Raw genomic sequence first — 17,782 nt, forward strand, 5'->3', positions numbered from 1 at the left:
TTATTTCCCAACCGTTCAAAAACAAGACAAGAAACAGTATTTAGCACACTTAACACACAAAAGATGGATATAACCTGAGCTTAATATGTAAAAACGGAGCATCCATTAACGAATGCCCCGTTGCCCGCTTACCATTTCACTCACATTATTCTTGTCGTGCGACTATCTGTTCGCCTTCAACATCTAATGTGATCGGTTTACCAGGTATCAATTTCCCCCCAAGCATCTGCTGAGCGAGTGGGTTTTCTATCAATTGCTGTATCGCTCTTTTAAGCGGGCGCGCACCATAGACAGGATCAAACCCAACTTCCCCGAGCATATCTAAAGCCGCATCCGCGATCGTGACACTATATCCGCGCTCTTCAAGACGCTTGTACAGTCTCTGGAGCTGAATTTGTGCGATCGACGTAATATGCGCCCTTCCCAGTGGGTGGAATACCACGACTTCATCGATACGGTTAATAAACTCAGGACGGAAGCTGTGACTAACAACATCAAGCACCATATCTCTCATTTCGGTATAGCTGCGCTCACCAAAACGTTCCTGAATAAGATCAGACCCCAAATTGGACGTCATGATGACCACAGTATTACGGAAGTCGACCGTTCTGCCCTGGCCATCAGTAAGGCGGCCATCATCTAATACCTGAAGTAGGATATTGAATACATCAGGGTGTGCCTTTTCGATCTCATCCAGCAAAATGACCGAATAAGGACGACGACGCACCGCTTCCGTTAAATAGCCCCCTTCTTCGTAACCGACATATCCCGGAGGCGCACCGACCAAACGTGAAACCGAGTGTTTCTCCATAAACTCAGACATATCGATACGCACCATGGCGTCGTCACTGTCGAAGAGGAAAGTCGCCAGCGTTTTGCAGAGTTCCGTTTTCCCAACGCCTGTTGGCCCAAGGAACAGGAACGAACCAATAGGACGATTCGGGTCAGATAGCCCAGCCCGACTACGACGGATAGAATTCGCTACCGCTTCAACGGCTTCGTTCTGCCCAATCACACGCTGATGCAGTTCATCTTCCATGCGTAATAATTTTTCTTTCTCGCTTTCCAACATGCGAGAAACAGGAATCCCAGTCCAACGCGCCAGAACATCAGCGATTTCAACATCCGTTACTCGATTACGCAGCAAATGCATCGTTTTCCCTTCCTGCTGCGTTGCTGCTGCCAGTTGTTTCTCCAGCTCAGGGATTTTGCCGTATTGCAGCTCAGACATTATTCCCAGATCGCCCTGACGGCGAGCCTGTTCCAACGCAATTTTCGCCTGCTCTAAAGACGCTTTAATATTCTGCGTTCCCGTGAGTGATGCTTTTTCTGCTTTCCACTCTTCTTCTTGTTGGAAATATTCACGCTCTTTTTGGTCAAGTTCAGCACTCAGCAATTCAAGCCGCTTTTGGCTTGCTTCATCAGATTCTTTTTTCAACGCCTGCTGCTCCAGCTTTAACTGGATGATTCGGCGCTCCAGCCGATCAAGGGGCTCTGGTTTCGAGTCAATCTGAATACGAATACTGGATGCCGCCTCATCAATCAGGTCAATCGCTTTATCCGGCAACTGACGATCCGCGATATAACGATAAGATAACATGGCTGCCGCAACAATCGCCGGGTCAGTAATTTGTACATGATGGTGCAATTCATAGCGCTCTTTCAGCCCGCGCAGAATCGCAATCGTGTCTTCAACGGTCGGTTCAGCGACAAACACTTTCTGGAAACGACGCTCAAGGGCCGCGTCTTTTTCAATATATTGCCGATACTCATTTAGCGTTGTCGCCCCAACGCAATGCAACTCACCACGAGCCAGCGCGGGTTTTAGCATATTGCCGGCGTCCATCGCGCCATCGGCTTTGCCTGCCCCCACCATCGTATGAAGTTCATCAATAAACAGAATGACGTTGCCTTCCTGCTTAGACAGATCGTTGAGCACGCCTTTCAAACGCTCTTCAAACTCACCACGATATTTCGCACCAGCCACCAGCGCGCCCATATCCAGCGAAAGTACGCGCTTGTTTTTCAGGCCTTCGGGCACTTCGCCATTAACGATGCGCTGAGCTAACCCTTCCACTATCGCGGTTTTACCCACGCCGGGCTCACCAATTAATACTGGGTTATTTTTGGTTCGACGCTGTAGGACCTGAATAGTACGGCGAATTTCTTCATCACGTCCGATCACCGGATCGAGCTTGCCTTGCTCCGCTCGCTCCGTGAGGTCAATCGTGAATTTCTTTAGTGCCTGGCGCTGATCTTCAGCTCCCTGATCGTTCACTTGATCCCCTCCTCTCACTTGATCGATGGCGTTTGTTACACCTTGCTGCGTGACGCCCGCCTTTTTCAAAATATCCCCCAGCGTGCCACGAGACTCCAAAGCAGCAAGCACGAAAAGTTCTGAGGAAATAAAGGTATCTCCACGCTTTTGCGCAAGTTTGTCGCACATATTCAATGCGCGGACTAACTCGTTCGAAGGTTGGACATCACCATCAGTGCCTTCAACCTGAGGCAAACGCGTGATTGCCTGGTCGATTTCGGTTTTCAGGTGATTAAGATTGGCTCCGGCAACAGTCAGAAGTGGACCAACAGTTCCACCATCCTGATGAAGCAAGGCACTCATCAAGTGAAGTGGTTCAATAAACTGGTGATCGCGCCCAAGGGCAAGAGACTGGGCATCAGCAAGAGCAAGTTGGAATTTGTTGGTAAGACGATCCAGACGCATAACACCTCCCATACACTGGTCAAAATTGCTACTGGAGATTAAATGAGGTCATCCCTCAAAAATTTCAAGGTTATTTTGCCAGTCGTGACAGGATTTAAATGTTACTTGTCTTGGATCGTCTTAATTCAATAGGTTATATCAGCCAGATTAAACTTGCCATACGGCCAGTCACGCCATCACGCCGATAAGAGAAAAATTTGTGAGGCTCGCTCACAGTACAGGCATTTCCACCAAAAATTTGCGTTACCCCTGCAGCACGTAAACGCAGACGTGCCAGTTGGTAGATATCGGCAAAAAATTTGTTTCCTTCAGGCCGAAATGCAGAGGCCGCCGCCGCATCATGCTGAATAAATGCATTCCTAACCTCAGGGCCGACTTCAAAGGCATCAGGCCCAATAGCAGGCCCCAGCCACGCCATAATTTGCGCGGGTTGCGCACGGAAACAGGCTAACGTTTCTTCCAGTACCCCGGCGTGCAATCCCCGCCAGCCAGCATGCGCGGCAGCGACTTCGTCACCGTTGATTGCACAAAAAAGCACGGGCAAACAGTCAGCCGTCATCACCGCACAGACTTTCCCTTTCTTGTCGGTATAAGCCGCATCACCGCAAACAGACGTAGGGGACACCTCACCAATACGAATCACATCGGTGCCATGAACCTGTTCCAACCAATGCGGCATAGAAGGAAGACTGGCCATCTCCACCAGCGTTTGCCGATTTGTGGTGACATGCGAGGGGTCATCACCCACATGATTCCCTAGATTCAGCGAATCATAAGGTGCACCACTCCCCCCGCCAATGCGCGTCGTACTACAAGATTTCACACTTTCTGGCAAAGGCCAGTCGGGGTATATCAGCATAGTCCGTCACCTCTATAAATCGGCACTTATCGTATTGAATACATTACCAGTCGAGCTGATCCTTAAATGCTTCGGTATCGGCTTTCAGTGCATCTATCAGATCGACCATATCCTGTGGTAATTCCGCATGCCATTCCATGTGAATGCCAGTAATAGGATGGTAGAAACGCAACATGGTGGCATGCAGTGCCTGACGATCGAACCCACGTAGCATCTCAATGAAATCCTCCGAAGCGCCTTTTGGCGGGCGAGGACGACCACCGTATAGCTGATCGCCAACCAGAGGATGATTAATATGCGCCATATGCACACGAATCTGATGGGTGCGCCCCGTTTCCAGACGCAACCGCAAGCGGGTATGCGCACGGAAATGTTCCATGATGCGATAATGCGTCACGGCAGGCTTACCCATTGGGTGCACGGCCATATGAGTACGCTTGGTTGAGTGACGAGCGATAGGCTGCTCGACCATGCCACCCGCAGTCATCGAACCAATCGCAACGGCTTCATATTCACGCGTAATTTCACGCGCCTGTAGCGCCTCAACTAAACGCGTCTGTGCGGGTACAGTTTTCGCGACCACCATAAGCCCTGTCGTATCTTTATCAAGTCGGTGCACAATCCCAGCACGGGGCACATCGGCAATCTCAGGATAATGATGTAGCAAGGCATTCAATACCGTACCATCTGGGTTACCCGCACCGGGGTGAACCACCAGATCTCTGGGTTTATTGATGACCAGGATATCTTGATCCTCGTACACGATATCCAGTTTGATATCCTGTGCTTCCCAGCGTGCTTCTTCTTCAATCAATGCATCAATGGCTACCGATTCGCCGCCAAGTACTTTCTCTTTTGGCTTATTGATGACATTGCCGTTAATCTGTACTCGATTCTCAAGAATCCACTCTTTTATGCGGGATCGTGAATAATCAGGGAACAATTCGGCCAAAGCCTGATCTAAACGTTGTCCGAGTTGAGATTCGGCCACCGTTGCGGTGAGTTGTACTTGTTGTGCCATATTATGCAGCTTCTTCGTTAACGTTGGGTTTTGACGGCGACGCCGTTTAAAATAATGTACTATTGTAGCTGGTCTAAATCGGGAGCTTCACGGACAGTCTCCCGGAATAACATTCTGAGGATAATCAAAACGTCATGACGCGTATGAAATATCTGGTGGCTGCCGCCACGTTGAGCCTGGCGCTGGCTGGTTGCTCCAGCAATTCCAAAGATGCGGTTCCTGATAGTCCGCCATCTGAAATCTATGCCAATGCTCAACAAAAACTGCAAGACGGCAACTTTAAAGCAGCCATCACGCAGTTGGAAGCACTGGATAACCGGTATCCCTTTGGCCCCTACTCGCAGCAAGTACAGTTGGATTTGATCTACGCTTATTACAAATCCGCAGAGCTGCCATTGGCCCAAGCTTCTATTGACCGCTTCCTGCGACTCAACCCGACCCATCCAAACGTGGATTATGTCCTGTACATGCGCGGCCTGACCGACATGGCGCTGGATGATAGTGCGTTACAAGGCTTCTTCGGCGTTGATCGTTCCGATCGCGATCCGCAGTATGCTCGCACCGCATTTCGGGATTTCAGTAAGCTCATTCAGGGATATCCGAACAGCCAATATGCCACCGACGCAAACAAGCGTTTGGTTTACCTCAAAGAGCGTCTGGCCAAGTATGAACTTTCTGTCGCGCAATACTACACGAAACGCGGCGCTTATGTGGCAGTAGTTAATCGCGTTGAGCAAATGCTGCGTGATTACCCAGATACTCAGGCAACGAAAACTGCGTTGCCGTTGATGGAAAATGCCTACCGTGAACTGCAACTGGCCGCACAGGCGGACAAAGTCGCAAAAGTCATCGCGGCGAATCCAGCATAAACGACAAGTGACGCGCAGTAATAAGACGGCAGCTTCGGTTGCCGTTTTTTTATGGTTCGCTCGGTTGGCTATGCACAGCTGAGCAGAAAAAACAGGTTGGCGGGAGTCAACAACAGCGCGGTAACGTCAATACATCCTATCAATAATGGCACAGGCCAGATGCCCCCTCAAGTACTTCCCTTCTATTCCCGATGATGCTTCACAAATCGTATTTTCTTGACAAAAAGTGACGAAAAAAAGCGATCAATATCACGCTTTTTGTCACAACTCACTGTATGCTGAAATTATCCAAGACGGACATAGGCAGAGAGGTAAGTTTATATGACTATTAATATTACCAGTAAGCAAATGGATATCACCCCCGCAATTCGTCAACATGTCGAAGACCGTCTTTCTAAGCTGGATAAGTGGCAAACCCAGCTGATTAACCCGCATATCATTCTGTCAAAAGAGCCTCAGGGTTTTGTGGCTGATGGCACTATCAGTACGCCAAATGGCCCGCTGGTTGCCAGTGCCAAGCATGACGATATGTATGCCGCCATCAATGAGCTAATTACCAAGCTCGAACGCCAGTTGGACAAACTCCAGCATAAAGGTGAAGCCAGACGCGCGGTAGCTAGCGTCAAAGAAGCGAATCTCCAGCCGACTCAAGAAGAGTAATTCATTCTCTTTACCTCAATATAACGCGCCTGAGGGCGCGTTTTTGTATTCCAAACTCCGCAATCCGCATCCTAAAGAGCCAACGCTATACCTCGTTTAAGATTGCGCTCGGCGATTTTGTATTGACAGGATGAAAAGCCAACAGTTACCTTACCTACTCAGAATCTGGATATCTTCCTGACTAACCGAGTAAACATGACAAATAAACTGTTCTTCTTCGTATTCTTTTTCACCTTCCCCTGATTTGGGAGGCGATTCGTCGTAAGAGCAAGAATACGAAGACGAACAAAAAAGCCTCCTGACCAGGAGGCTTTTTTTATATAAGAACATAAGACAGGTAACAGCATCATGACAGACAACCCATTACTGGCACTGCGAGAACGCATCAGCGCATTGGATCTGCAATTAATTGAATTGTTGGCACAAAGACGAGAACTCGCGTTGGACGTTGCCCGCAGCAAATTGCATTCGCATCGCCCAATCCGTGATAAAGAGCGTGAGCGTGATTTGCTGGACAAACTGACAGCCGCTGGGAAAAAGCATCATCTTGATGGTCACTACATTACCCGCTTATTCCAGCTCATCATTGAAGATTCGGTACTGACGCAGCAGGCACTCTTACAGCATCACCTCAACCAAACAACGTCACACTCTGCCCGTATTGCGTTTCTCGGTCCGAAAGGATCTTATTCCCATCTTGCCGCTCGCCAATATGCCGCGCGACACTTCGAACAATTTATCGAATGTGGTTGCCAGAAATTTCAGGACATTTTCAACATGGTGGAAACAGGGCAAGCGGACTATGCCGTTCTGCCGATTGAAAACACCAGCTCTGGTTCGATTAACGACGTCTACGATCTGCTGCAACACACGGCTTTATCCATCGTCGGCGAATTAACCAATCCGATAAATCACTGCGTTTTAGTTGCCACCGATACGTCATTGGAACAGATCGAAACGGTTTACAGCCACCCGCAACCGTTCCAGCAGTGCAGCCATTTCATTAACCGTTTTCCACACTGGAAGATTGAATATTGTGAGAGCACGGCTGCGGCGATGGAAAAAGTCGCGGCGCTCAACTCACCAAAAGCAGCAGCGCTCGGCAGCGAAGCCGGTGGTCAGCTTTATCAGCTACAGATGCTGGAACACGATCTGGCCAATCAGTCGCAAAACATCACCCGCTTCATTGTATTAGCACGTAAGCCCATTGACGTGACGGAACAAGTGCCAGCAAAAACCACGCTAATTATGGCAACCGGTCAACAGTCAGGTGCGCTGGTGGAAGCCCTGTTGGTATTGCGTGATAACGGCATTGTGATGACCAAGCTGGAATCCAGACCGATCAACGGTAACCCGTGGGAAGAGATGTTCTATCTGGACGTACAGGCCAACCTGCGCAGCGATGCCATGCAGAAAGCGCTAAAAGGATTAGCCCCTATAACCCGCTCGTTAAAAGTGTTGGGCTGCTACCCGAGTGAAAACGTCGTCCCTGTCGATGTGAACGAATAGTCGATGTGAACGAATAATTGAAAAAGCCATCCTGGTATCCCCGGGATGGCGTCTTAAACACAACCAAGATAGCGAACGTACTTATTGACGAATATCGTTTGCCTGGCGTAAAAGCACCCGGCTCTCCGCCTGAAAGCGTTTGGCATAGTCACCAAACCAGTGTTCGACCTTCTTGAAGCTGTTGATAAACTCTGCTTTATCCGTCTGCTCCAGTAGTTCAATCGCCTCGCCAAAACGTTTGTAATAACGCTTAATCAACGCCAGATTATCCGCTGAAGACATAATAATGTCGGCATAAAGCTGCGGATCCTGCGCAAACAACCGACCAACCATGATCAATTCCAGACGATAGATTGGCGATGACAGCGCTAATAGCTGTTCAAGCTGCACGTTCTCTTCCGCTAAATGCAGGCCATACGCGAATGTCGCAAAGTGACGAAGCGCCTGAATGAACATCATGTTCTGATCATGTTCGACTGCACTGATACGATGCAGACGCGCGCCCCACACCTGAATCTGTTCCAGTAACCACTGGTAGGCTTCCGGCTGCCGCCCATCGCAATAGACGACAACCTGCTTGGCAAGGCTACCGCTGTCTGGCCCAAACATAGGGTGTAACCCAAGTACCGGGCCACTATGCACTGCCAGCATCGCCTGAAGCGGGCCATTTTTTACCGATGCCAAATCAACCAAAATACAGTCATCTGGTAAAGCAGGCAGACGGGCAATAACCTGTTCAGTCACGTGAATCGGCACGCTAACAATCACCATACCGGCATCAGACAGCAGTTCATCAGCACGCGGCCAATCATCTTGCTCCAGGATCCTCACCTGATAACCAGACAGCGTCAGCATTTTCTCAAACAGGTTGCCCATTTGCCCCCGGCCACCGATGATGACAACCGGGCGTAACTGCGGGCACAGCGTTTTAAAGCCTTTGTCGTTTTCACTGGTATAAGACTCACGCATGGTACGCCGCAGGATATCCTCAATGAGATCCGGCGGAACCCCCATCGACTCCGCTTCTTTACGACGTGAGCTGAGCATGGCCGCTTCACGATCGGGCGCATAGATGGGCAAACCATGACGGCTTTTCACTTCACCCACTTCCGCCACCAAACGCAACCGACGTGATAACAGCGCGACAAGCTCCTTATCTACCTCATCTATCTGATCACGTAATACGGTCAGTTCAGCTACCATATCTTGTTACTCTCCTGAATGTTTCACACGTGCAGCGCTCAGATCGTGATGAACGGAACGCAGCAACGTCTCTGTACTTTCCCAACTGATACAGGCATCCGTGACCGATACACCGTAGCGCATATCTGAACGCGGCTGTTCTGAAGACTGGCTCCCCTCGTTAAGGTGGCTTTCCAGCATCAAGCCTATAATGGAACGATTTCCCGCCTTGATTTGTTCAATCGCAGATTCAACAACAAGTGGCTGACGGCGGTAGTCTTTATTCGAATTACCGTGACTACAATCTATCATCAGCGCCGGTCTCAGTCCCGCTTCCTGCATCTGTTTTTCACATTCGGCGACATCCTGCGCACTGTAGTTTGGTTTTTTACCGCCGCGCAGAATCACATGACCATCAATGTTCCCTTGCGTTTGCAGCAGACAAACTTGCCCAGTTTGGTTGATACCAACAAAACGGTGCGGCATCGAGGCGGCTCTCATCGCGTTGATCGCCGTTCCCAGACTACCATCCGTACCGTTTTTGAACCCGACAGGCATCGACAGGCCGGAAGCCATCTCACGGTGAGTTTGTGATTCTGTCGTACGTGCACCGATAGCCGACCAACTGAACAAATCACCCAAGTACTGCGGGCTGTTTGGATCAAGCGCTTCAGTCGCCAGCGGCAGTCCCATATTCACCAGTTCTAATAGCAATCCACGCGCAATATGCAGCCCAGATTCCACATCAAATGAACCATCCATGAACGGATCGTTGATGAGCCCTTTCCAGCCCACGGTAGTACGCGGTTTTTCAAAGTAAACACGCATCACAATGTAGAGGCGATCGTTCAATTCAGCAGCAAGCGACTGTAAGCGGCGCGCGTATTCCAGCGCTGCATCCGTGTCATGAATCGAGCAAGGTCCGCAGACGATCAGCAACCGATCGTCACGACCATGAATGATATCCGCAATGGTCGCTCTCGCTTGCGCAATATCGCGCTGCTCCGCGTCGTTAAGCGGGAACTTAGCTTTCAATTCATCAGGGGTAATCAAAATTTGCTCGTCACTGATATTAATATTATTAAGCGAATCTTTTTGCATGAGTCTGTTCCTGAAAAGTTCAATATGTTCGCGATCGTCTGTAAAGACTGCTGTCTGTACAACCTGCCTACGCGTGATGTTTACACCATAACACGAACCGTAAAGATTTAAATCCACTTAGTGTAAATAAAAAATTACCACCCTAAATATTGCCAGAAAAACGATATCTGTCTGGCCTATCACTTCCCGACGCAACCATGCTAATCCCTGGCGTGAATAGTGATAGAATCACGCCAACAAGGGGGAAGGATGCTGAAAGCCATAATCATCGATGACGAACAGCTGGCACGTGAAGAGCTCAGCCTGCTACTGGAAAATGAGTCTGATATCACCATCATTGCACAATGCAGCAATGCGCTGGAGGCGATACCGGCTATCCATCGGCTACAGCCGGATGTGATTTTTCTGGATATACAGATGCCAAAGATCAGCGGATTAGAGCTGGTTGCCATGTTGGATCCAGAAAATATGCCTTATGTCGTCTTCGTGACAGCCTATGATGAGTACGCAGTGAGGGCATTTGAAGAGCATGCTTTTGACTATTTGCTCAAACCACTAGATGCACAACGGCTAAGCAAAACGCTAAATCGTTTACGTCGCGGCGTCAGTGTAAATAAAAACGTACAGATAATTTCAGAACCCTTGCTTCGCCATATTCCCTGTAACGGACACAACCGTATTTTTTTACTCAAGATTGAGGAAGTCGAGTATCTTTGTTCAGAACTCAGCGGCGTACACGTCGTGGGCGTCAGCCAGTCTGGCTATACCCAACTTTCATTGAAAACGCTGGAAGAGAAAACGCCTTTCGTCCGTTGCCATCGCCAATACATGGTTAATACGGAACAGCTGAAAGAAATCCAGTTAATGGAGAACGGCGCAGCAGAAGTATTGACGCATACGGGAAAACACATCCCCGTCAGTCGCCGCTACCTTAAATTACTGAAAGAAAAATTGGGCATCGCCTGATGCGATGCTTCTGCAGGCCGATGGCCGAAACATTGAAGGTTTGATGATGAAATACAGTTATGTCTTGGCTGTAATTCTTTTAATGACAGCATGCCAAAGCAACGTCCCGTCGCTACCCGCTAAAAGTGAGTCAGGCTTCTGGTACGAAACGGGTTATCAGGATGCAATCTCTGGTATGGTCGTAAAGGACGATAGCACTTTGCAGGAATGGTTTGGTAATCCTCAGATCGACCGTGAAACCTACCTACGTGGCTATCAGGCCGGACAGTCGGCTTTTTGCGGTACAGATAACATGGAAGAATGGGGAAAAGCAGGGAAAAACTTTCCCGCCAGTTGCGATGGCGTAGAGAATGCGGAGACACTGCGAACTCGCTGGCAACAGAGCCTGCCTTAACATCCTTCCGAAGATAAAACGATGATCCATACTCATCAGCACTTTAGCTGGCAAAGCGCTATGGCTCATCGCATCTGGTAACAATTCCACTCACTTTTGTACTCACACAGAAATACGTCAGACATACCTCCCCTCTATTATCGCTCACATTAAATAGTCACATTAAGTTATTAACAATCTGATGCTGGGATAACGAAAGGCATACCTCACTGATAGTTAAAACCATTATTCCTGATAGCGATTGATATTATGGAGTGCTCATATGTCCGGTTCAAGCAAGCCTCATAACTCGTCTCTAAATAGCAGTTCAAGACTCTTATCACACGCTACCTCATCACAGGAAAGCCATGATGAACGAGTCGCTGCGGTAAAGAACAACATTATCGAGTCCGGCGACCATCTCGGCATTTCTGTAGAGGAACAACTCGCGATTCTGGAGGCGTTCTCCCACCTTGAACTAGGCAAGTTTTTACTAAAACATCACGGGTTAAATGCGTACTGGACGCATAATGTGATAACACATCAGCCAGCTCACTATGTTAATCCACTCGAAGAAATCATCTACACACAGTTACCCAGCGTTTTGGCAACACGTGAACGATTTGGTATTTTCCAACGTCTGCTTCAAGAGCTCTTGCGCCCCGACGCCATCATGGTATCGGTCCCTTGTGGCGTCATGGCCGATTTACTGCTGCTGGACTATACGCGGCATCGAGATGTGAAATTAATCGGAATCGATCTGGATAAACAGGCGCTGGAAGAAGCTTATAAGCTTGCCAGTCAGCAAGGGTTAGAAAACCAGATATCGTTGGTGCTTACTGATGCCTGGACAATGGATTTGGCAGCACAAGCAGATGTGATTACCAGCAACGGACTCAACGTCTATGAACAAGATGATGACAAAGTTACCGAGCTTTACCGCGTGTTCTACTCAGGTTTAAAGCCAGGAGGTACGCTGATCACCAGCTTTATGACACCGCCTCCTACGCTGTCACAAGATTCCCCATGGATAAACACCGATCCAAAATTGCTAGCCCTCCAATATGTGCTTTTCTCACGTATTATCGGGGCAACATGGACAGCGTTTCGTACCCACAAAAAAACACAGTCGCAGCTAGAGCAGGCAGGATTCACAGATATTCAGTTCATTAACGATCGTATGCATATGTACCCAACAGTCATCGCGAATAAGCCGTTCTGAGCAGAGTAAAAAACGGTATCAACACAATATTTTGATCGCCGTAACCGATCAATATTGAAAAATTGATCTGTATAAACGTTTATAAAATAACCATGTCTAATGTCATCATGGTACTGAAATTCAAACAATAATGATGGCACCAGGGAAAGCTAAGCCCACCAAGATGGTGGGCTTTTTACTGCCAACACGGTCATGCCTTAGACTCGGGCCTTAAGCAAAGGACTTATTCCCAGAAAGAGGACTACCACACAGCCATGATCTGCCGCTACTTTGCCGCCATTTAGATAAAAAAAAGCCTAGCGAATTCGCTAGGCCATTGAAAAATAACAACTTTCGGATGTTGCGAAAGCGCTATCTTAGTTAAGACGCTCTTATGCAACCACACTGATTTATATGGTTATTTTATAAAATACAGTTAGTTACGTGTATCTTTGGTGCATTGCGGTGCGACCTAATACATGCTGCGTGGACTATTTGTGGACACTATGACTAGCTAGTGGGTTCAAGCTGACCGCCTCTTCTAAATGATCCGGCGCAAAGTGCGCATACTTCATCGTTTCACGGATATTTGCATGGCCTAAGATGCGCTGTAGTACCAAAATATTTCCCCCATTCATCATGAAGTGTGATGCAAATGTGTGCCGCAATACATGGGTTTTCTGTCCATCAGGTAATGTGATGCTGGTCATCGCCAGCACTTTCTTAAAGTTCTGATAGCACGGTTTGAACATGCGTCTCTGTCTTGACGCTAGTTCATCATGTAGCCACTGTGAGATCGGGACTGTTCTATTCTTCTTACCCTTAGTCTTAAAAAAGGTCACTTTGAAAGGAGACAGTTGAGAACGGGTCAGCTTTTCCGCCTCGCTCCAACGTGCACCTGTAGACAAACAGACTTTCACAATCCACGTTAGATCTTCATTGCCGTATGATTCACACGCCCCCAATAATTCATTTATCTGGGGGTGAGTTAACCACGCCATTTCCTTATCTTCTTCTTTGAATATGCGGACACCATCTAGCGGGTTCGGCAGCGTCCATTCTCCTAACCTTTTCAGCTCACTAAAAACAGCAGTCAGATATTGTAGTTCTCTGTTGACCGTGATCGGTTTCACAGCCCAGCGCTCTGGATTGTCATGGTATCCGTTACTGATTTCGCCCCGTAACCGCTTATCACGGTAGTGCGCAAAATCTTTAGCTGTGAAACGAGAAGCTATTGGGTCGCCCAACCCATCACAGACTATTTTCAACTTTCCCATGCGGGAACTGATAGCGGTAAGAGATTGGCCGTGCAAGTGATACCAGAGATCGATAACTTCACTAAGGCGGCGGCGATCTTCTTTCTCCCCTAACCACGGCTTTTCACTGGCTTCATTCAACGTGTATTGCTCAAACGCAACCGCTTCGCCTTTTGTAGGGAATGTTTTACGAACGCGCTTACTATCGCGCCCGTTAATACGAAAATCAGCGCGCCATTCTCCTGATGGGAGCTTGGTTACTGTCATGAATTTAACGCCCACTCTTCTTATATCGATTTACATATTCGTAAGATTTCAAGAGTTCTCCAGTTTCACGAATAATAACACCATCAATAACTCTATCTACTCTAAATGTTCTCAATGCTTTTGCTGTATGACAATAGCCCGTGATATATATCAAGTCGCATTCTTTTACATCGATAGTTCTATAGCTCTGCTTGCCTACAGCGTCTTCATATTCAAAAGCAATTTCTTTTAAATTAACCTTTGATGAAAAAACCCTGAGTTTATCTGATGTTGTAGATACTTCTCCCGATTCACTTTGCTTTTTATTAGCTGCTTTTTCTTTGTAGCTATAACCAGCAATCAATAAGCAAACGTTTAAAAAACAGAAAAAGTAAAGAATTGGGTAATCATCGAAAATCAAAGAAATTAAGGAAATGATAAAAAAAGAAAATGAATAACAAAGAGAAGATATCTTAACGATCTTCTCTGAGTAACGACCACTGTAGCTATATCTAACAATATAAAATGAAAGGATAGCGCCAATAATACTAATTATTACATCCACTGTTTAAAAGCCTCCAAATTAAATATGTTTTTCCAACGTTAAGAAAACTAAACCAACAGGTTTAACGTCACTGACATCACAATCAAACTGCGCAGAACTACTACTTACTTTGATCTTGTTCCCCGGCAATCGAGCGATATCGCAAACATCAATAGCCCCATCTAAATCAACGAACCAGCGCCCATTACTGATAATTTTTGCGTCTCTATCGATTACCCAGGAATTTTTAGTGCCGTCTACAAACGCGGGAGAGGACACAGAAGCAGGGATAAGTGCTTTATCACACGCCCATGATCCAACGGATTTTAGTTCGCCGGATAAGAGCTGATATTTCGGGATATCCGTTACATTTTCATTAGCGGGTAGCGAGAACGCCACTTCGCCTTTCATATCCCCCTGCCCTGTTACCAGCCACCGGAGAGAAACCCCGGTTTCCAGAGCACAAGTCACGACAATATCCCCGGGGAAAAAATTACGGCGAATCCATGAACTGATCGTGCCAGATGACAGGTTGAAACGGTCACCTAACTCTTTTTGCATTTCAAAACCGTAGGCATCCAGCATGCGGCGGAGAATCGGCTTACCCCCTGCCGAGAGCACCATATCGTAAAGACTTTTACCCACTTTCCCTTTCAAACGGTCATTAATAGCCGATGAACTTAAATTTTTAAGCTCACCTGTTAGCAACCAATTAAGATCCGCACCAGTATCTAATACACACGTGATAATGGCGCTACTTGGTACGCTATTCCTTTGAACCCAATTACTTACATTGGCTGGGTGCAGTTTCATACACTCAGCTAAGTCCTTCTGAGTAGAGACGTTGTATGACGCATAAAGTCGTTCTAAAACGTCAATTGCGCTTTGTTCCTCAAAATTCATAATCTCTGCCAAAACCAAACGAAGGGGTTTACAAGAAACAAACGTTGTTTTAGAGTGTCCACCGTAGAGACAAAATGCACGCCAATGCACTAAAACAACAGCCAACTAGAGATATTGATTTATGACATCACAAATTGCAATCCCTTCCGGCAAGGACGTCATGACCTATGACGAGTTTGCCGACGCTTACGGATACAGCCTGCGAACCGTTAAAAAGATGGTTGCCGATGGCGATCTCCTTATCATGCCTCGTAAAAAAGAAGGAAGTGCCGCCCGGATTAACATGGTTGCTTTCCGTGCCCGACTGCTACAGCAAGGTATCAATTGCCGTTACGTTGCTGCGTAAGTTCAACTTAATTATTTAAGTTAACAGGGATGATGACTATGTTTGATTACCAAATGGCTAAACAACCGCACTTCAACAACGCTTGCCGGGCATTTTCCAACAAGCAGAATCTGGCTGATGTGGCCGAACGTATCGGCATGAATGCGCAAATGTTGCGTAACAAACTGAATCCAGAACAGCCGCACAAATTGACCTGTGACGAGCTGATGACCATCACCGATGTAACCGAAGACGCCACGCTGATCGATGGGCTTTTGGCACAGCTTAATTGCCTGCCAGCCGTGCCAGTGAATGAGGCAAAGGCGGAACGGCTAACCACGTATGTATTGCAGGCCACCGCCGCCGTGGGCGCGGTCGCTGCTGAAAGTGTATCAGATGAGCGTATGACGCCAGCGCGTCGGCATAACGTGATCGAGAGTATCAACGCGGGTGTGCGTTATTTGTCGTTGGTCGGCTTAACGCTGCAATCGCGTATTCAGGCTAACCCCGCGTTAGCGTCAACCGTAGATGCACTGAGCGGTATTAGTGCGTCGTTGAATATTGGGTGAGGTTACGAAGATGGAACAAGCATACGAAGAGTATTTTTACAGTCTTGCAGAGGGCGAGGAAGCACTGAGCTTTGCTGAGTTTGTAGAGGCGCTTTCCTGAGTGGCGTCACCCTGTGCCGGATACGCCCGGCACCTATTCGCAACCGTCTATCCGTGGGCGGTTACCAATAGGAAGGAGGAAACCATGCAAGCACCAATATCAATCGCGCCGTTCCTCTGGTGGCACCAGACGGAGACAAAGCCCGATTTTACGATCACCAAAGGCAAAGGCCGTCAGGGGATCATCATCCGTACCCGCTCGGCGAATTATGCCCAACGGGCTATCCGTTCTATCAAGTCAGTGATACGGGGGAAAGCATGACAGCCTTTACTGTCAGCAGTATGCAGAACTTACCCGCCGGGCTGCGCAACGTGATCGGCAAACACTTTGCTGATAGCCGCTGGCGTGAAACTTGCGCGTATTACAACAGCTTGCATGAGCGTGACCGTTTGACGGTCTGCTTTCATGCGCAGATGAAAAAGAGCCAAACCGTTTACCGTCTTGACGAAATGCCAACCGCAGAGCGTGAGCGGATTGTTTGCGCTATTGATGAACTGCGCCGGGCTTTTTCAAAGGTGCGTAGTCGGGGCGTAAATACGTCAACGTTTCTGAGTTGGTTAAATGTCGGCGAGAGAAAAACCTTATTTATGCACGCGGGGTTAACTGAAAAAGAATTTAATCAACCTTATTGGCGTATTGACGATGAATCATGCCAATGGCGTAAACCAATATTACGCGCATTAAATGAGCTTGTGAGTTTATTTGATGCTGCCCCTGACATTCTGACGGCAATTAAACCCGAAGAATATCTGAATTAAATAACCACCTGAAATTAATTAGGCGCTTAACCGCGTCGGAACTCCTTTTATCTGAGGATTATATGCACATGTATAAAACAGTAGGTCAGGAAATACGCCGCAAGGCTGAAAGCGAAGGCGTTCAGTTAATGCTTTCTCAGGCACGTAACGAGGCGAAGGCGGATGCGCACGTTTCGTTTTCTTGCCGTTTAAATGATTTAGCCACTCACGTTTCTATTCATGAACTAAGTAATTTGGAAATTATCGAATTATTACGTCAGGAAGCTGACACTTTTTATCATTCACGCTTAGATATTCAGGCGGTGATGTAATGGAGAATCCAGCTTATAACCGCGTCGATATCAACGGAAATTATGCAATAGCTAAAGTTGGCTATGACTTTGCGCTGGGCGAAATTAAATGCGGGAAAGAAGACGGCGACCAGCCGTATTTATCCACGCTGGCTGTTTATCAGAATCCCATCAGCCTCATTAACGATTTTGTACATCGTGCTATCGCCACCGAAATTTGGCGCGGGAACGTCACCGACGCCAAAAAATTGCTGGCCGAAAGCAAACGCTTTGCCGCGCTGTGCCAGTCAGCCTTTGACCAGTTAAACAGCGATAAGGTGGAGTAATT

At 47.7% G+C, this 17,782-nt stretch carries 20 protein-coding genes and 1 other annotated feature; of the genes, 12 read left to right on the top strand and 8 right to left on the bottom strand.

All coding sequences use genetic code 11. The annotated features are described in order from the left end of the window. Nucleotides 1-145 precede the first annotated feature (145 nt). From clpB to rluD, 3 genes are all read right to left on the bottom strand, one after another. Complete coding sequence (clpB, locus tag K7X24_RS18530) at nucleotides 146-2,722, bottom strand: ATP-dependent chaperone ClpB (RefSeq protein WP_224556970.1); 2,577 nt, start codon at nucleotides 2,720-2,722, stop codon at nucleotides 146-148. A 133-nt stretch (nucleotides 2,723-2,855) separates the two neighbouring features. After that, the gene (gene yfiH / locus K7X24_RS18535) at nucleotides 2,856-3,581 is read right to left on the bottom strand and encodes a purine nucleoside phosphorylase YfiH (RefSeq protein WP_224556974.1); all 726 of its coding nucleotides are present in this window, start codon (nucleotides 3,579-3,581) and stop codon (nucleotides 2,856-2,858) included. A 43-nt stretch (nucleotides 3,582-3,624) separates the two neighbouring features. Further along, complete coding sequence (gene rluD / locus K7X24_RS18540; RefSeq protein WP_103158072.1) at nucleotides 3,625-4,602, bottom strand: 23S rRNA pseudouridine(1911/1915/1917) synthase RluD; 978 nt, start codon at nucleotides 4,600-4,602, stop codon at nucleotides 3,625-3,627. Between the two features lie 134 nt (nucleotides 4,603-4,736). Between rluD and bamD the strand changes: the two genes are divergently transcribed. The 3 genes from bamD (at nucleotide 4,737) to pheA (ending at nucleotide 7,640) form a co-directional block, all read left to right on the top strand. Next, nucleotides 4,737-5,471 (top strand): outer membrane protein assembly factor BamD, encoded by a 735-nt coding sequence (gene bamD, locus K7X24_RS18545; RefSeq protein ID WP_010306171.1) that lies wholly within the window; start codon nucleotides 4,737-4,739, stop codon nucleotides 5,469-5,471. 321 nt (nucleotides 5,472-5,792) lie between these two features. After that, nucleotides 5,793-6,131, top strand: coding sequence for a ribosome-associated translation inhibitor RaiA (gene raiA / locus K7X24_RS18550; RefSeq protein WP_010306175.1), 339 nt, complete (start codon nucleotides 5,793-5,795; stop codon nucleotides 6,129-6,131). 194 nt (nucleotides 6,132-6,325) lie between these two features. After that, nucleotides 6,326-6,451, top strand: a sequence feature (Phe leader region). A gap of 28 nt (nucleotides 6,452-6,479) precedes the next feature. Then, entirely contained in the window at nucleotides 6,480-7,640 is a 1,161-nt protein-coding gene (gene pheA / locus K7X24_RS18555; RefSeq protein WP_039475971.1) for a bifunctional chorismate mutase/prephenate dehydratase, read from the top strand. Between the two features lie 81 nt (nucleotides 7,641-7,721). Here pheA and tyrA read toward each other — a convergent pair whose 3' ends face one another. Together tyrA and K7X24_RS18565 are read right to left on the bottom strand one after the other, a co-directional pair. Then, a complete protein-coding gene (tyrA, locus tag K7X24_RS18560) occupies nucleotides 7,722-8,843 on the bottom strand; it encodes a bifunctional chorismate mutase/prephenate dehydrogenase (protein ID WP_102118997.1) in 1,122 nt (373 codons plus the stop codon). A 6-nt stretch (nucleotides 8,844-8,849) separates the two neighbouring features. Next, nucleotides 8,850-9,923: a 3-deoxy-7-phosphoheptulonate synthase gene (locus K7X24_RS18565; protein ID WP_224556994.1), complete on the bottom strand. Its 1,074-nt coding sequence runs from the start codon at nucleotides 9,921-9,923 to the stop codon at nucleotides 8,850-8,852. 249 nt (nucleotides 9,924-10,172) lie between these two features. Between K7X24_RS18565 and btsR the strand changes: the two genes are divergently transcribed. The 3 genes from btsR (at nucleotide 10,173) to K7X24_RS18580 (ending at nucleotide 12,484) form a co-directional block, all read left to right on the top strand. Then, nucleotides 10,173-10,889, top strand: coding sequence for a two-component system response regulator BtsR (btsR, locus tag K7X24_RS18570; protein WP_010285977.1), 717 nt, complete (start codon nucleotides 10,173-10,175; stop codon nucleotides 10,887-10,889). A 46-nt stretch (nucleotides 10,890-10,935) separates the two neighbouring features. Then, a complete protein-coding gene (locus K7X24_RS18575; RefSeq protein ID WP_029368824.1) occupies nucleotides 10,936-11,283 on the top strand; it encodes a DUF2799 domain-containing protein in 348 nt (115 codons plus the stop codon). Nucleotides 11,284-11,545: 262 nt separating this feature from the next. After that, nucleotides 11,546-12,484 carry a class I SAM-dependent methyltransferase gene (locus K7X24_RS18580; RefSeq protein ID WP_224556998.1) on the top strand — a complete coding sequence of 313 codons (939 nt, stop codon included), beginning with the start codon at nucleotides 11,546-11,548 and terminating at the stop codon, nucleotides 12,482-12,484. A gap of 470 nt (nucleotides 12,485-12,954) precedes the next feature. On the opposite strand, the gene K7X24_RS18585 is transcribed toward K7X24_RS18580, so the two are convergent. From K7X24_RS18585 to K7X24_RS18595, 3 genes are read right to left on the bottom strand one after another with little or no spacing between them, the layout of a single operon-like run. Continuing rightward, nucleotides 12,955-13,986 (bottom strand): site-specific integrase, encoded by a 1,032-nt coding sequence (locus K7X24_RS18585; protein ID WP_161546590.1) that lies wholly within the window; start codon nucleotides 13,984-13,986, stop codon nucleotides 12,955-12,957. Nucleotides 13,987-13,990: 4 nt separating this feature from the next. Further along, nucleotides 13,991-14,530, bottom strand: a complete 540-nt coding sequence (locus tag K7X24_RS18590) for a hypothetical protein (protein ID WP_039350754.1) — start codon at nucleotides 14,528-14,530, stop codon at nucleotides 13,991-13,993. Between the two features lie 18 nt (nucleotides 14,531-14,548). Then, nucleotides 14,549-15,412 carry a helix-turn-helix domain-containing protein gene (locus K7X24_RS18595; RefSeq protein ID WP_224557018.1) on the bottom strand — a complete coding sequence of 288 codons (864 nt, stop codon included), beginning with the start codon at nucleotides 15,410-15,412 and terminating at the stop codon, nucleotides 14,549-14,551. A 121-nt stretch (nucleotides 15,413-15,533) separates the two neighbouring features. On the opposite strand from K7X24_RS18595, the gene K7X24_RS18600 reads away from it, so the two are divergent. The 6 genes from K7X24_RS18600 (at nucleotide 15,534) to K7X24_RS18625 (ending at nucleotide 17,780) form a co-directional block, all read left to right on the top strand. Continuing rightward, a complete protein-coding gene (locus K7X24_RS18600) occupies nucleotides 15,534-15,758 on the top strand; it encodes a hypothetical protein (protein ID WP_161546592.1) in 225 nt (74 codons plus the stop codon). A gap of 38 nt (nucleotides 15,759-15,796) precedes the next feature. Beyond that, nucleotides 15,797-16,306, top strand: a complete 510-nt coding sequence (locus tag K7X24_RS18605; protein ID WP_039350745.1) for a phage regulatory CII family protein — start codon at nucleotides 15,797-15,799, stop codon at nucleotides 16,304-16,306. Between the two features lie 184 nt (nucleotides 16,307-16,490). Next, nucleotides 16,491-16,667 carry a hypothetical protein gene (locus tag K7X24_RS18610; RefSeq protein ID WP_165572538.1) on the top strand — a complete coding sequence of 59 codons (177 nt, stop codon included), beginning with the start codon at nucleotides 16,491-16,493 and terminating at the stop codon, nucleotides 16,665-16,667. Next, on the top strand, nucleotides 16,664-17,164 hold the full coding sequence (locus tag K7X24_RS18615) for a replication protein B (RefSeq protein WP_224557020.1): 501 nt from the start codon (nucleotides 16,664-16,666) through the stop codon (nucleotides 17,162-17,164). The genes K7X24_RS18610 and K7X24_RS18615 overlap by 4 nt, the downstream gene beginning before the upstream one ends. Nucleotides 17,165-17,232: 68 nt before the next feature. Beyond that, nucleotides 17,233-17,475, top strand: coding sequence for a DUF2732 family protein (locus K7X24_RS18620; protein WP_010311509.1), 243 nt, complete (start codon nucleotides 17,233-17,235; stop codon nucleotides 17,473-17,475). Continuing rightward, nucleotides 17,475-17,780, top strand: a complete 306-nt coding sequence (locus K7X24_RS18625; protein WP_224557022.1) for a DUF5405 family protein — start codon at nucleotides 17,475-17,477, stop codon at nucleotides 17,778-17,780. Before K7X24_RS18620 ends, K7X24_RS18625 begins: the two co-directional genes overlap by 1 nt. The last annotated feature ends 2 nt before the right edge of the window (nucleotides 17,781-17,782 follow it).

This window comes from Pectobacterium versatile, from assembly GCF_020166435.1.
GTDB classification, from domain to species: domain Bacteria; phylum Pseudomonadota; class Gammaproteobacteria; order Enterobacterales; family Enterobacteriaceae; genus Pectobacterium; species Pectobacterium versatile.